Annotated in this window: 18 protein-coding genes; 1 reads left to right on the top strand and 17 read right to left on the bottom strand. The window is 38.2% G+C overall.

Annotation, left to right across the window (positions count from 1 at the left end; all coding sequences use genetic code 11):
- Positions 1–2: 2 nt before the first annotated feature.
- The 11 genes from R8923_RS03990 to R8923_RS03940 all read right to left on the bottom strand — a co-directional run bounded on the left by R8923_RS03990 (position 3) and on the right by R8923_RS03940 (position 8961).
- Entirely contained in the window at positions 3–2216 is a 2214-nt protein-coding gene (locus R8923_RS03990) for a heavy metal translocating P-type ATPase (RefSeq protein ID WP_485871464.1), read from the bottom strand.
- A gap of 13 nt (positions 2217–2229) precedes the next feature.
- A complete protein-coding gene (locus R8923_RS03985) occupies positions 2230–2526 on the bottom strand; it encodes a metal-sensing transcriptional repressor (protein ID WP_485871463.1) in 297 nt (98 codons plus the stop codon).
- 264 nt (positions 2527–2790) lie between these two features.
- Positions 2791–3612: a M15 family metallopeptidase gene (locus tag R8923_RS03980; RefSeq protein WP_485871462.1), complete on the bottom strand. Its 822-nt coding sequence runs from the start codon at positions 3610–3612 to the stop codon at positions 2791–2793.
- Positions 3613–3676: 64 nt separating this feature from the next.
- Positions 3677–4378, bottom strand: coding sequence for a purine-nucleoside phosphorylase (gene deoD, locus R8923_RS03975; RefSeq protein ID WP_485871461.1), 702 nt, complete (start codon positions 4376–4378; stop codon positions 3677–3679).
- Between the two features lie 12 nt (positions 4379–4390).
- A complete protein-coding gene (locus R8923_RS03970; protein ID WP_485871460.1) occupies positions 4391–4621 on the bottom strand; it encodes a YozE family protein in 231 nt (76 codons plus the stop codon).
- A gap of 83 nt (positions 4622–4704) precedes the next feature.
- Entirely contained in the window at positions 4705–5610 is a 906-nt protein-coding gene (locus R8923_RS03965) for a Gfo/Idh/MocA family protein (protein WP_485871459.1), read from the bottom strand.
- Between the two features lie 55 nt (positions 5611–5665).
- Positions 5666–6103 (bottom strand): peptide-methionine (R)-S-oxide reductase MsrB, encoded by a 438-nt coding sequence (msrB, locus tag R8923_RS03960; protein WP_485871458.1) that lies wholly within the window; start codon positions 6101–6103, stop codon positions 5666–5668.
- A 5-nt stretch (positions 6104–6108) separates the two neighbouring features.
- The gene (msrA, locus tag R8923_RS03955) at positions 6109–6642 is read right to left on the bottom strand and encodes a peptide-methionine (S)-S-oxide reductase MsrA (protein WP_485871457.1); all 534 of its coding nucleotides are present in this window, start codon (positions 6640–6642) and stop codon (positions 6109–6111) included.
- Positions 6643–6667: 25 nt separating this feature from the next.
- Complete coding sequence (locus tag R8923_RS03950) at positions 6668–7294, bottom strand: YpmS family protein (RefSeq protein ID WP_485871456.1); 627 nt, start codon at positions 7292–7294, stop codon at positions 6668–6670.
- Between the two features lie 14 nt (positions 7295–7308).
- The gene (locus tag R8923_RS03945) at positions 7309–8103 is read right to left on the bottom strand and encodes an SGNH/GDSL hydrolase family protein (RefSeq protein WP_485871455.1); all 795 of its coding nucleotides are present in this window, start codon (positions 8101–8103) and stop codon (positions 7309–7311) included.
- Between the two features lie 18 nt (positions 8104–8121).
- Complete coding sequence (locus tag R8923_RS03940) at positions 8122–8961, bottom strand: DegV family protein (protein ID WP_485871454.1); 840 nt, start codon at positions 8959–8961, stop codon at positions 8122–8124.
- A 156-nt stretch (positions 8962–9117) separates the two neighbouring features.
- Here R8923_RS03940 and trhA point away from each other — a divergent pair, with 156 nt between their 5' ends.
- Entirely contained in the window at positions 9118–9750 is a 633-nt protein-coding gene (trhA, locus tag R8923_RS03935; RefSeq protein ID WP_485871453.1) for a PAQR family membrane homeostasis protein TrhA, read from the top strand.
- Positions 9751–9821: 71 nt separating this feature from the next.
- On the opposite strand, the gene R8923_RS03930 is transcribed toward trhA, so the two are convergent.
- The 6 genes from R8923_RS03930 to R8923_RS03905 all read right to left on the bottom strand — a co-directional run bounded on the left by R8923_RS03930 (position 9822) and on the right by R8923_RS03905 (position 13190).
- Positions 9822–10085, bottom strand: a complete 264-nt coding sequence (locus R8923_RS03930) for a hypothetical protein (RefSeq protein WP_485871452.1) — start codon at positions 10083–10085, stop codon at positions 9822–9824.
- A 63-nt stretch (positions 10086–10148) separates the two neighbouring features.
- The gene (locus R8923_RS03925; RefSeq protein ID WP_485871451.1) at positions 10149–10451 is read right to left on the bottom strand and encodes a hypothetical protein; all 303 of its coding nucleotides are present in this window, start codon (positions 10449–10451) and stop codon (positions 10149–10151) included.
- A gap of 1 nt (position 10452) precedes the next feature.
- Positions 10453–11709: a hypothetical protein gene (locus R8923_RS03920; RefSeq protein WP_485871450.1), complete on the bottom strand. Its 1257-nt coding sequence runs from the start codon at positions 11707–11709 to the stop codon at positions 10453–10455.
- Positions 11706–12098 carry a DUF1310 family protein gene (locus tag R8923_RS03915; protein ID WP_485871449.1) on the bottom strand — a complete coding sequence of 131 codons (393 nt, stop codon included), beginning with the start codon at positions 12096–12098 and terminating at the stop codon, positions 11706–11708. Before R8923_RS03915 ends, R8923_RS03920 begins: the two co-directional genes overlap by 4 nt.
- Positions 12099–12529: 431 nt before the next feature.
- A complete protein-coding gene (locus tag R8923_RS03910; protein ID WP_485871448.1) occupies positions 12530–12793 on the bottom strand; it encodes a hypothetical protein in 264 nt (87 codons plus the stop codon).
- Positions 12786–13190: a DUF1310 family protein gene (locus R8923_RS03905; RefSeq protein ID WP_485871447.1), complete on the bottom strand. Its 405-nt coding sequence runs from the start codon at positions 13188–13190 to the stop codon at positions 12786–12788. Before R8923_RS03905 ends, R8923_RS03910 begins: the two co-directional genes overlap by 8 nt.
- Between the last annotated feature and the right edge of the window lie 82 nt (positions 13191–13272).

Here is a 13272-nt window from a genome sequence, read left to right as displayed (position 1 = left end):
TCCTAATTTTTAAATTTATATCTTTTTAGTCGCAGTGCATTACTAACGACGGATACAGAACTAAACGCCATAGCAAGTCCAGCTACCCAAGGAGCAAGAAGTCCAAGGGCTGCAATTGGAATGCCAGCACAATTATAGGCTAACGCCCAAAAGAAGTTTTGTCGAATATTTCGCATCGTAGCACGACTAAGCTCAACAGTTTCTGGGATAAGTGTTAAACGATGCCCAACAAGTGTCACATCACCAGTTTCAATTGCGATGTCGGTACCTGTTCCTATGCTAATCCCCACATCTGAAGCAGCAAGTGCTGGGGCATCATTTATGCCGTCACCAACAAAGGCTACCACATGGCCTTCATTTTGTAGCCTAGCGACTAACTCACTTTTATCCCCGGGAAGTTGCTCTGCAAAAAAGCCGTCAAGTTGCAGTGCTTTCGCCATATTCTGAACGACAACGGTTTGATCACCTGAGGAAACAAAGGTTTTAATCCCTTGCGCCTGCAAGCTTTGAATAGCCTGAATCGCTTCTGGACGAGCCACATCTGATAATGCGAAAGCGCCAGCAAAAGTTCCTTCGATGACCATTAAGACGACTGTTTTCCCCTCTTGCATAAATGATTCAACTCGTTTGCGGTCATCTTCTGAAAGCTCCGTTATCGCCTGAATGTAACGGTAAGAACCAAGCTCCACTTTTTGACCGTCCATGACGCTTGACATCCCGTGTCCTGCTTTCGCGCGCACCCGTCCGATTTCAACGTCACCTGTTTGAACGCCATCTTCCAAAAGCTTCTGATTTATCGCCGTAGCAATTGGATGCTCACTTTGCGACTCAATTGCAAGCGCATATTTTAGGAAACGTTCATCGCTACTGAAAACATCTGTTACATTTAATTTTCCTTCCGTAAGTGTACCTGTTTTATCAAAAATAATGGTGTCCACTTTAGAAGTCCGTTCAAGATGTTCCCCGCCTTTAAATAAAATACCATTTTCTGCGCCTTTTCCTGTTCCCGCCATAATCGCAGTTGGTGTTGCTAGGCCGAGCGCACAGGGACAGGCGATAACAAGAACGGCGATAGCTACTTCAAGCGCATGACTCAATTCAAAACCAACGAAAAGCCAAGTGATAAATACAATAAGCGCAATACCTAAAACGACAGGAACAAAAATACCTGAAATTTTATCGGCAATCCTTTGGATGGGCGCTTTCACACCTTGTGCTTCTTCCACTAATCGAATGATGGATTGCAAAACGGTTTCTTCCATACGTTTTGTTACTCGAACTTGCAAGGCACCATCAAAATTCACTGTGCCCCCAATAACATCATCGCCTTCTTTTTTATTCACAGGTACTGGTTCCCCGGAAATCATTGACTCATCAATACTCGTTTCTCCAGATATAATAATACCATCTATGGGTATTTTTTCACCCGGACGAATCACTAAAATATCTTCTAGGCGGAGTTCTTCGAGCGGAACTTTCCACTCTTTGCCATCACGAAGCACATTCGCTTCTTTCGATTGGAGCTTTAATAAGCCTGCAATGGATTCTGTCGTACGCGATGTTGCATAGCTTTCAAGTAATTTCCCAAGCAAGATGAGTGTAATCAAAATCGCACTCGTTTCAAAATAGTAATGCGGCATATCTGTTTGTCCTGTCATTTGCAGGATATACTCGACAAGGCTGTAAAAATAAGCTGCGCTCGTTCCAAGTGCGACAAGAACATCCATATTCGCGCTTTTCCCCCGAAGAGCCTTATAAGCCCCCTCGTAAAAACGATACCCAATAATAAACTGCACAATACTGGCTAAAATGAGTTGTACTGTGGGGTTAATGATGTTCATGATAGTTTCTGCAAAGCTTGTCGTAGCAAGCACAGGAATATGTGAAATCATTGTAAGTAAAAGCGGAAGCGAAAGAAGTGCTGAGATGACGAAACGCCAAACTTCTTTTTGAAAATTCTTCGCTAATATTTTATCTTTTTCTGCCTTGGACATTTTTTCTTTTGCATCATACCCTGAGTGCTTCACAACACCGATAAGGCCGTCTTTTGAAATCACATTAGGGTCGTAGTAGACTGCTGCACTTTCTGTTACTAGGTTGACATTTGCCTTTTTCACACCGTCTGCTTTATTTAATGATTTTTCAACACGCGTCGAACAGGCTGCGCAAGTCATACCAAATATATTTAAATCTTGACGAACATATTTATCCTCCATTTAAAACACTCCTTTACGTTTTGGAAAACTGGCGTATGGTTTGAACCAAATCATCCAAAACGGCTTCGCCATCTCCCTGACCGGCAGCATCCATCACACAGTGCTTCGTATGATGTTCAAGCACTTCTAGTCCAACTTTTTTTAGCGCCGAATTCGCTGCTGAAATTTGCACGAGAATATCCGTACAATACCGGTCGTCTCGCACCATCTGCTGAATACCCCGAATCTGTCCTTCCACACGCTTCAAGCGATTTAAAATCTGTTTAGTTTCCTCCGAATCACGTGGAACAATTGGCTTATCCTTATTCATAAACGCCCCTCCTTTTCTTAATTACAATACCTATTATACCCCCCACAGGTATAAAAGCAAGTATTTTGTTTCAAAAAAAAGAATCATGATGTATCATGATTCGCTTGAAAAAAACTTAAAGTTTATACAAAACAAAACGGCCCACGTAAAATCAGACTGCTGACAAATGCTGAGATGCTAGGCAACGACGAGTACCGAAGTGGAGCGCACTCGATCGGAACAGAGGGTTTAACGACGAAGATTGCCGTTTGTCAGCAGTCTGAATCATGATTCTTTACTAGCTGCTTGAACTTCCTTATCTAGAGCGGCTACATGGTCAAAAAATTCTTCTAGTGTCCAGTTATTTTCATAAATAATTTTAGCAGCATCTACGCCGACATAACGGAAATGCCAAGACTCATATTGATATTCTGTGATTGCTTCTTTGCCTTCTGGATAGCGCAAAATAAAACCATATGTGTGCGCATTTTCTTTTGCCCATTTGCCTTCATTTGTGTTACCAAAGCCTTCGCTTAAATTGAAATCCGCGCTTTTAGATGAAATATCCATAGCAAGTCCCGTTTGGTGTTCACTTGTTCCCGGATATGCTACGGCTTCACGCGCTTTAGCATCGCCTTTTGCATTTACTTCAGCCTGAAAAACTTCTTGTTGACGTTTGTAAGAACGATACCCTGATACGGCATATAAATCGTATCCAGCCGCCTTCGCCCCTTGAAACATTTTCGAAAGTCCATCAGCTGCCTCTTTTCGCATATGAGCTTTTTCAATCGAAGTATCACCAAATGAAAAGGCGACATCTGGCACAACTAAATCAGCAGGCGTATAGGTAGGTTGCATCGAATATTTTTTATTCGCTAAAATTAAAAGATTATCTTCATTTTCAATATACGTAATGCCATTTACTACTTTTGTTTGATTTTGTTTATCAATAAACGGATATAGTGGATCTTTTTTTAATTCTTGAAGTTTCGTGTTTTGTGTTACTTCATTTTTCGGTGTACTTACTTGTTTTTGTGTATCACCATCATGAACAGTTTGTACGACTGACATACAAATCGCAAGTGCTACCCCAATAATTGTATTCATGTGAAATGATCAACCTTTCTGAAATACTGCACAATGCCCCCATCAGCTTTTTTAATTTTAAACCTTATTTACGTGTAGCGGAAAGTGCTACTTCAATCATATCATCAAAAGTTGTTTGACGTTCTAACGCTGTAGTTTCTTCTCCCGTAAAAATATGATCGCTCACAGTTAAAATAGCTAGCGCACGACGATTATATTTTTGAGCGAGCGTATAGAGTGCAGCTGCTTCCATTTCAATCCCAAGCACACCATAATCCGCCAATTTTTCTTTATCTAGCTCGTCATTATAGAAACGGTCAGAAGAAAAAACATTACCAACTTTAATCGATAAACCTTTTTCAACACCTGCATCATATGCTTTTTTTAGTAATGTAAAATCAGCTACAGGTGCAAAATCAACACCTGAAAATGTATTTTGATTAATTTGCGAATCAGTTGAAGCAGCTTGAGCGATAACCACATCACGCACTTTGACATCTTTTTGCATGCCGCCCATTGTACCAACACGAATTAAGTTTTTCACATCATAACTTTGAATTAGTTCATTCACATAAATTGAAATAGACGGTATACCCATTCCAGTCCCCATGACAGATACTTTTTCTCCTTGATAAGTGCCCGTAAAACCAAGCATACCACGGACATCATTGAATAAAACTGGATTTTCAAGAAATCGCTCCGCTATATGTTTTGCGCGCAGTGGGTCCCCCGGTAATAAAATACTTTCTGCAATTTCTCCTTGTTTGGCTGCAATATGTACACTCATTTCTATTCCTCCTTAGCGATTTTTTTCTTCATCTAACAAATATTCATCCCAAAGCTCATCAAAAGTCGCCATACCATTTAAATAAGGCGCATTTAATTCCAAATAATCACTTAAAGTATGGTAATTTTTTGCTTGTTTTGGAAAACTATGATCTTTATAGGCAGCATTCGCAAAATTGGTTTTCGCATCTTGCTTCACCGGATCTCGAAAAGTCATTAAAAAATGGTAAAAAGATCGTCCCAAATTCGTTCCCTCCAACTCGTTTTTCAACTTTTACTATAGAGGATTTTTACGAAAAGGTAAAGTGTATTTGAAAAATAATAAAATCAGCGCTCGAATAATTTTTCCAAGATAGCTTCACAAATTTCATGTGTTTCTAGCGCATCATCTTTTGAAATCGGTTCTTCCGTGCCGCTTTTAACAGCGTCTAAAAAAGCATGGATAATCGGTACGAAACCACGTTTCACGAGTGTCTTTTCCCAATCTGGATGGCGCTCTAAGCGCGTTTTAATACCCGTTTGAATGGTTAGTTCTGTCAAATTGTCGACAGTCCATTTCCCATTTTCCGTCATAAGCTCAACTTTTTCTTCGCTAACGCCGCTATTTCGGTTCATGATAGCCGTCGCCGTTTTGGTTTTGCTAACAAATTGCACCGTTATACTAGCTAGCAAGTCCTCATCAAACGTGCCGTAAACATCAAAACGTTCAATTTTTTCCCCTAAAAGGAAACGAACAGAATCAATAACATGAATAAAATCATCATAAATGAATGAGCGTGCCTCGCCTGGTTGGTTTGGACGATTTTTTTGGATAACAATCATATTCGCATCTGGCTGTTCTTTAAGCGTTTTGTAATACGGTACGAAGCGGCGATTAAAGCCCGTCATAAGAAGTGTATTATTTTCTTTTGCAAGTGCTGTTAAAGCGCGTGTTTCCTTGATATTATCCGAAATAGGTTTATCCACATATACGGGAATTTGTTTTTCTAAAAGTTGGCGTACAATCTCTGGATGACTTGCTGTTGAACTATGTACGAAGGCCGCTTCAATCCCCGCTTCAATGAGCGAATCGATTGACTGATGAATGTGCGGAAAGCGATATTTTTCGCTAAGTTGTTTTAATTTCAAAGAATTTCTCGTATAAAGATGGATTTCAACATTTTCCATTTCTGCAAAGACAGGTAAATACGCCTTTTGCGCAATCCCGCCTAAACCAATAATCGCTATTTTCAATTTAACCCGCTCCTTTTAAAAGAAGGCTCTTTAGAAATCCAAAGAGCCTTCTAATTTATTCAAATAATTTTTTAAATTCGCCATACCCTTCTTTTTCCAAGTCGTTACGTGGCACAAAGCGCAGTGCTGCAGAATTAATACAGTAACGCAACCCGCCACTTTCCCGTGGTCCATCTGTAAATACATGACCTAAATGGGAATCGGCTTCTTTTGAACGAACTTCTGTCCGGCGCATACCGTGACTCGCATCAAATTCTTCCGCGATTTCTGTTGCATCAATTGGTTTTGTAAAACTTGGCCAACCACAACCAGCATCATATTGATCTTTAGAAGAAAAAAGTGGTTTTCCAGACACAATATCCACGTATATCCCATCACCAAAATGATTGTAAAATTCATTTTCAAATGGACGCTCCGTTGCATTTTCTTGCGTCACTTTATATTGTAAGTCCGTTAGTTCGCTTAGTCTCGCTTGTTTTTTCTCATTATCCATACATATCATCCTTTCCAGTGTGACTGAATAAATTGATCGCGACCAGATGCATTACGATAACCTTTATAATGGCGCGCATCTTTTTTATAAAAATCTTGATGGTAGTCCTCTGCTGGATAAAAAGTTTCAGCCGGTACAATTTCTGTTACAATCGGTTTTTTAAAACGACCACTTTTTTCTAAAGCAAGTTTTGATTTTTCAGCAATTTCCTTTTGTTTGGCGTTATGGTAGAAAATGGCTGGTCGGTAAGAATCACCGCGGTCAACAAATTGCCCTGTCGCATCAGTTGGATCCGTTTGTTGCCAGTAAACCTCGACTAATTTTTCATAAGGAAAAACTTCTGGATCAAACGTAATTTCAACCGCTTCCGCATGACCTGTCTTACCGCCACAAACTTCCTCATACGTTGGATTTTCGGTATGACCACCTGTGTACCCAGATACAACCTTCAAAATACCAGGTTGTGTGTCAAAAGGCTTCACCATACACCAGAAGCACCCTCCAGCAAATGTCGCTTTTTCTAACTGTTTTTCTGTCATTTTTGTCACCTTCCTACCAAAATAACTACTTTACCGGTACTAAAAGTGTAAACGAAATATCATCTTTCTTCAAATTTAGTGCATCGACACGAACTTTTGTATCTCCTTTTAATTTTAGACGATCGAGCGCAAGATAAATCGTTTTATCTTTTGGAATCACCGTCACCCAGTCTGGGAAACTATATTCCTTGTTCACAAAACTCATGACAGAAGAGACAGGAAGCGGCAGCGCGCCAACTGACATACTTTTAAGCGTAAGTAGTACATTTCCATCATCTACTACTTTTGGGGAAAAATTAAGTGTGAGCTGAATCGGTTCGTTAAACAGTTCCGCCTCCGCTTGGAAAGTTACCGTATTTCCAACATAAACGTCATAGCCAATATCCTCATCTTTTGTAAAATCATCAATATATGTTGCAATTAATTTATTTAAATCAGCCTTTGTTGTACTCGTTTGAAATTCAACATTCTTTTTATTGCTAATTAAAGCTGGCCCACCAGATTCAGTAGGACTTAAAACGAAAATCGATAAATAAATCCAAATGAAAAATCCGCCAATAAAAACTAATAGCGTAAGACAAATGATTTTCCAATAATTTATTTGCCTGACTAAATCCGCTTTCGTTTCTTTTTTTCGCTTGCTCCGCTCCAAACCAATCACCTTTCTTATTTTGGAATTTCCCCGTCTTGTATCGCTTGATTTATATTTTCATAAAGCTCTGCCGCCATTTTTTCATACCCTTTATGATTCGGATGGAAATAATCACCTGAAAGGAGCGGATTTGGCTTATCTATATTTTTCTTTTCACGATTTTCGATTGTATTCGCCACTGGAACAAATGTGATGCCAGGTTCGCTTGCTACTATTTTTTCAGACCCTTTATTCCAGCTCGAAATAATCGTATCCAGCTCTTTAATTTGACTGAAATACGTCGTATACGGGTTATAAATACCTACTAAATAGACGGGTGCATCTGGGTTTAACGTACGGATTTCTGAAAAAAGGGTGACTAATTGCTTCTGGAATTTCTTTTCTGCTTTTGTAAAATCACTAACTTGTGCTTCAAGTAAGCGAGACTTGAGGATTTTCATTACATCATTACCCCCGATTGTAATCGTTATGACGTTCGCCTTTTTTAAATCGGAGCGAAAATCCTCGTTTTCATCCAAACGTTTTAAAAGCTGGTCAATACGATTGCCTGAAACGCCGTAATTATAGGTTTTCACATTTCTGACATCCTCATTCTGTTTCAGTTCTCGCTCTAAAATCCCGACATAGCCACCGTTTTTTTCTTCATCGCCAATTCCCTCTGTCAAGGAATCGCCCATCGCAAGCAATTTAATCGGTGTTTGTTCCGCAATCCTTTTTTGCTCCATGTAATTTTTAAAATAAAATCCGCCTAAAGTCCCCGCAATGATGATAAACACGGTGACTAAAAGCCAAATCCATTTTTTCTTCATCTGTTTCCTTCACTCGCTTCATTCAGTATAGTACATAACCGCAAAAGCACCGTTTCCCGCGTGTGTTGACACAACTGGGTCGGCATTAAAAATCGGCATTTTTTTGAGCTGTAACATTTCCATCGCCTGTGCTTTAAATTCCTCAGCCATTTTCAGACCGTTTGCGTGTTCAATATCTAACGCAACAATTTTTTTCGATTCCGTTTTCACCACGTCAAATAAGTAGGACATGATTTTTTTGTTGCTTCGTAATTTGGCTTCTTCTTCCAACTGACCATTTTTCAAACGGGCAATCAATTTAATGTTTAATAAACTACCTAAAATTCCTTGCACTTTCCCAACACGTCCACCTTTAATTAGGTTTTCAAGCGTAACAACGACAATATAAAGTTTCGTTTTTGAACGGATTTCCGTCAAACGTTCTGTAATTTCTTGAACAGAAGAATTCCCTTCTTTTGCAAGTCTAGCGGCCTCAAGTACTTGGAAAGCTTGACCTCTTGCGATATAATCCGTATCGACAACCGTGACATTTCCGTTAACCATCTCGGCAGCTTGCCTAGCAGTATTCACTGTTCCACTTAATTTCTCCGTTAAATGGATGGATAAAACATCATAACCTTCATCAATATATTTTTCATACATCCGAACGAAACTGCCAATTGCAGGTTGAGAAGATTTTGGTAAACTTTTTGACGAGCTCATTAAATCCATAAAAGATTCCGGTGTTAAATCGGTTAGCGGATTATATATTTTCCCATCAACCTCCACAGACAATGGTAAAACCGCAATCCCCCACTCATTTTGTTCCTCCACCGAAATACATGCTGTCGAGTCCGTAATAATTTTTATTTTCCTCATAAGTGTCATCACATCCAATTTTCGCTTGATACTCCTTATTATAACGTTCAATTGGTCATTAGGATAGTCATATTAGTAAAATCTCAGAAAACTCTTTTCATTCTAACATTTTTGCCGTAAGATAAAGTTATTACAAAAGAAAAGTTTGGTGATAAAATGAACACAATTTCCTATAATTTTAAAGAAGAGCTCGCAAATGCCATCACACATGGTCTTGGTTTCTTACTCAGCATACCAGCTTTTATTTTACTCGTCTTATACGGGGCAACAAAAAGCGACCCCCTTTACTTAACTAGTTTTCTCATTTACGGTATCTCACTTATGATTCTCTACCTTTGCTCCACACTACTTCACAGCTTTAAGCCATGCAAAGCGCGTAAAATCTTCAACATTATGGATCACGCATCCATTTACTTACTCATCGCAGGCACTTACACACCGTTTGGCCTAATCACTCTTCAAGGCACACTTGGTTGGACGCTTTTCGGCATTATATGGGGACTTGTACTTCTTGGAATTACGTATAAAATCTTTTTCTTGGAAAAATGGCGGGTACTTTCAACCATCGTTTATGTCGTCATGGGGTGGCTCGTTTTAGTCGGTATCAAACCGCTTTATTCCGGCCTTACAGCAACCGGTTTTTGGTTACTTGCAACCGGCGGTATTATGTTTACAATTGGCGCTGTGCTTTACAGCTTTCCAAAAATCCCGTACATGCACGCAATTTGGCACCTTTTTGTCATCGCCGGCACAACCTTTATGTATTTCTGCGTTTTATTTTATGTTTAAAAAAATGACCTCCACCCTTTAAACAGATATAAAAAAACCTCTCGCTAATTAGATTAACGGAGGTTTTTTTGTTACAAAGCTTTTAAAGCTTTAATGGTTTGCTTAAAAGCAACATTTGCTGCTTTGCTCCATTTTCCTTGGACTGAGTTAGAAAAAGAATCTAAATATTTCTCACTCGCCCTCGTAATATTTTGTACGGCACTTTTCTCCATTTCTTTAACTACTTGTTTTCTTGTTTCAGAAGTAGATTTATTATGAGAGGCAGTAAAAAAACGAATTAATGTTTCCTCAGCCTTCTTTTTTACTTCCTCTAATCCATTTGCTACACTATTCATTACGAATTTTCACCCATTTCTCTCTTAGCAAGTAATAATTCCTCTTCATAACGTATTTTTTCTTTATGATAGTCGAAAGTTGTTCTCTCTATTTTTTCTTCTAATTTCATCCGCATACTGCTTTATAAAAAAGTGACCTTCTTCATGTGCCTGCACGATAATGGAGTAGCCCTTTCCTACTGGCGGTATTCTTTCTAAATCATAGCGAGACGTCACATATCTCAGACGGTCAGCCAAATCATCGAGTCCTTTTTTAAACTGCTTACTTTGAAAATCAATTTCTTCCAAGTGCATTTCGTACTTTTTTCGTTCCCTCGTAAAGCTTTGTTCCATTTCTTCTAAACATCTTTGGATAGCAAAATTCATCTTATGCACTTCCAATCTGCCGCGCTAATTCATTATCTTGTTGCAACTGTTCAGCAATCGCTTCTTTAATATTATTCAATAACTCATCATATTCTTTTTCAATCGCTTTAAGTTTTGCAACTTTTTTATCATATTTAGCAATTGGTTTAGTTCGAAAACTAGCCTCCGTAGCCCCGCCACTTGCCAACGCATCTAATATTTCTGATTCTGAAAGTGATACCCCAATTGTTCGAGCATCTTTCAAAGTATCTCGCCACAATTCATCCGCATTATCTATGGCTTTTTTATAAGTCTGCTGTAGTTCGTTCATCTCATATTGAATCGTCATTTTCATTCCTTGCGTTATCGCAAGCGCTTCAGCAGCATCTAAAAAGATTTTTTCGGCCCCTGACAAATTCCCACCACTTTTAGCAAATATCTTTTTTAATTCAGCTAGCCCACTTAGCTTTTCCTTTGTATTATTTTTGGCCAAAGCCGCATAGCCTTTTGCATCCGTTAACACATTGCCATCCTTATCATACTGATAACCACCCCACATGTGTTGAGCACCTACATTGTCTGCTTTTTTTGAATCCACTAAAATAAGTTGTCCGACAGTTTCTTGATTAACACCATATCCTATAGGAATAATGTCTTTAGAATCGATATAATTATTGATAATCCCTAATTTATTTAGTGCCGCAACCGCTTCCTTTTGTTTGCTGTTTAGTGTAGAATACACATTTGGTCCCTGATACAAATAAGCGCCTCCAATATGGCTAATCTGTTCTTCACTTAAATCAGCCAGAGCATATTGTCCGTTCATCGAACCTAGCGAGTGTGCATAAACATAGATTTTAGCATTCGGATATGTCCGAATAGCTTCTTTTAGCGTATCCGCAGAAGAAATAAGCTGTGGAGTTGTTGGAGCTCCTCCTCCATTAATAATAGCAGTCCCCATGATTAAATCATTTCCTAACCAATCCTGAATAACATCTAGAGGGCTTTGGTTTATTTTATTGATTTCCGTAGAACCTCGATAGAGAATGGTTACTTCTTTTACATTTGCTCGCTCCGATGCAGGTGCTGTTGGAAGTGTCCCTTTTTCTGTGACAACATAGGATTGCTCGCCAGAGGATTTTTTATCATTTACTTGGGAAACCTTACCTATAGTTTGCTTATTTCCACCTATAGTAACTTCTTCATTTACCTTATAATTCTCATATTCTTGCCTAGCTATCTGCTCTTTTTGCTTGTCAGTGTATCGCACTTCATTCACCGCCCTAATTCCTTAGATAATTGGGAAGATATTCCCCCTCCGGTTTCCTCTAAAGTACCGCTGTTACTATCTTTATTCAAAGTCACTTTCACATACAGCTCTTCATTATTGTTGACTAGCAATTTTACCATTATTCCCCCCATAGGATTATGCTCGACACTATCAACATCTATTTTATAAGTTTTAATAACACCATCTGACGTTAACGCTTTAGGATCTAAATTCTTCAATCCTTTTTCAAAAACCTCTTTAGCTTCATCGCTGTATACAACCTCATTCATTTCTTCATCCAACTTTTTATTATCCATATATATCTTCCCTCCTACAATAGCCACTGCTGCAATTATGATAACAATAATTGAAATAAATATAACCCTTCCCTTTTTCATATTATTCCCCCACCTTTTTCTCTCTATCGAAAATCATCCTTCATATTATACGATAAAGAGCGCTTTTTTAACTTCAAACTCTCATTTAGAAGTTACAACAATTTTTTGATTATCGCGCGCACTTGTTCTCTAACTTTTAGTACAATCCTATGATTATATAGGATTGTCTTGTTTGCCCAAACATGGAACTTTTTATGTATTGTTTTCTTTTATTTTTTAATTTAACATGACCATGGAACTTTATCCGTGAATATTATATTATTTTTATTTGTAATATGAAAACTATCCATTTTTAAATTTGTTTCTATTTTCTGCTTCTACTTAGGCAGATACTTTTACAAAAAATAGCCGATTTCTTTTCACGCGATTCATAATATAAAAAAGGCGATTTATTGTTAGCATTTACAGCAATTATCCGAAAAACGAACAGTTTATAAGTCTTTCAACACCCTATTCGTATTTATAAATACCATATCAACCACTCTGCTCCATTTCTCTTGAACCAAGTAAGCATTCGTTACAATATAAGTTTGTTCTCCAGTTGCCTTATTATCAATTACTTGTGATACAATGCCTAAACTTTTACGAGGTTGCCCATCCTCATTATCAATTGTGATTTCTTCGCCTTCATTCCAATTTTTATATTCTTGCTTAGCAATGTTTACTCTATCAACGTCACTATAGGATTTACTCACTGCTCTCACCTCGTCTACCTAATTTTTCAGATAGTTTTTCAGATAAGCCAACGCCTCCAGCGCGCAACTCCCCATTATATTTATCAATGTCAAAATTAGCAGTTAAATCACTATCTCCATTTATCTTAAGAATTACATTTATTCCACCCATTGGGTTATGTTCAATACTGTCATTATTAATTTCATACTTCTTGATAATCCCTTGATTAGTTAAAGCTTTATTATCAAAACTTTTCAGGTTTTTTTCAAAAACCTCTTTAGCCTCATCGCTGTATACAACCTCATTCATTTCTTCATCCAACTTTTTATTATCCATATATATCTTTCCTCCTACAATAGCCACTGCTGCAATTATGATGACGATAATTGAAATAAATATAACCCTTCCCTTTTTCATCACATTCCTCCGTTTAGTTTTCTCTATATTGGAAATACCTTTATAGTATACTATGAACTTCACATGTTTGAAAGTACAGGCG

Origin of the sequence: Listeria tempestatis (assembly GCF_963575625.1) — a bacterium.
GTDB classification, from domain to species: domain Bacteria; phylum Bacillota; class Bacilli; order Lactobacillales; family Listeriaceae; genus Listeria; species Listeria tempestatis.
This window is presented reverse-complemented; position numbering and strand designations above follow the sequence as displayed.

Coding starts and splice junctions, on each gene's coding strand:
- R8923_RS03980 (WP_485871462.1), bottom strand. CDS start 3,612: ATGAATACAATTATTGGGGTAGCACTTGCGATTTGTATGTCAGTCGTA.
- trhA (WP_485871453.1), top strand. CDS start 9,118: ATGAACACAATTTCCTATAATTTTAAAGAAGAGCTCGCAAATGCCATC.
- R8923_RS03915 (WP_485871449.1), bottom strand. CDS start 12,098: ATGAAAAAGGGAAGGGTTATATTTATTTCAATTATTGTTATCATAATT.
- msrB (WP_485871458.1), bottom strand. CDS start 6,103: ATGGATAATGAGAAAAAACAAGCGAGACTAAGCGAACTAACGGACTTA.
- R8923_RS03905 (WP_485871447.1), bottom strand. CDS start 13,190: ATGAAAAAGGGAAGGGTTATATTTATTTCAATTATCGTCATCATAATT.
- R8923_RS03925 (WP_485871451.1), bottom strand. CDS start 10,451: ATGAATTTTGCTATCCAAAGATGTTTAGAAGAAATGGAACAAAGCTTT.
- R8923_RS03930 (WP_485871452.1), bottom strand. CDS start 10,085: ATGAATAGTGTAGCAAATGGATTAGAGGAAGTAAAAAAGAAGGCTGAG.
- R8923_RS03940 (WP_485871454.1), bottom strand. CDS start 8,961: ATGAGGAAAATAAAAATTATTACGGACTCGACAGCATGTATTTCGGTG.
- deoD (WP_485871461.1), bottom strand. CDS start 4,378: ATGAGTGTACATATTGCAGCCAAACAAGGAGAAATTGCAGAAAGTATT.
- R8923_RS03990 (WP_485871464.1), bottom strand. CDS start 2,216: ATGGAGGATAAATATGTTCGTCAAGATTTAAATATATTTGGTATGACT.
- R8923_RS03985 (WP_485871463.1), bottom strand. CDS start 2,526: ATGAATAAGGATAAGCCAATTGTTCCACGTGATTCGGAGGAAACTAAA.
- R8923_RS03945 (WP_485871455.1), bottom strand. CDS start 8,103: ATGAAGAAAAAATGGATTTGGCTTTTAGTCACCGTGTTTATCATCATT.
- msrA (WP_485871457.1), bottom strand. CDS start 6,642: ATGACAGAAAAACAGTTAGAAAAAGCGACATTTGCTGGAGGGTGCTTC.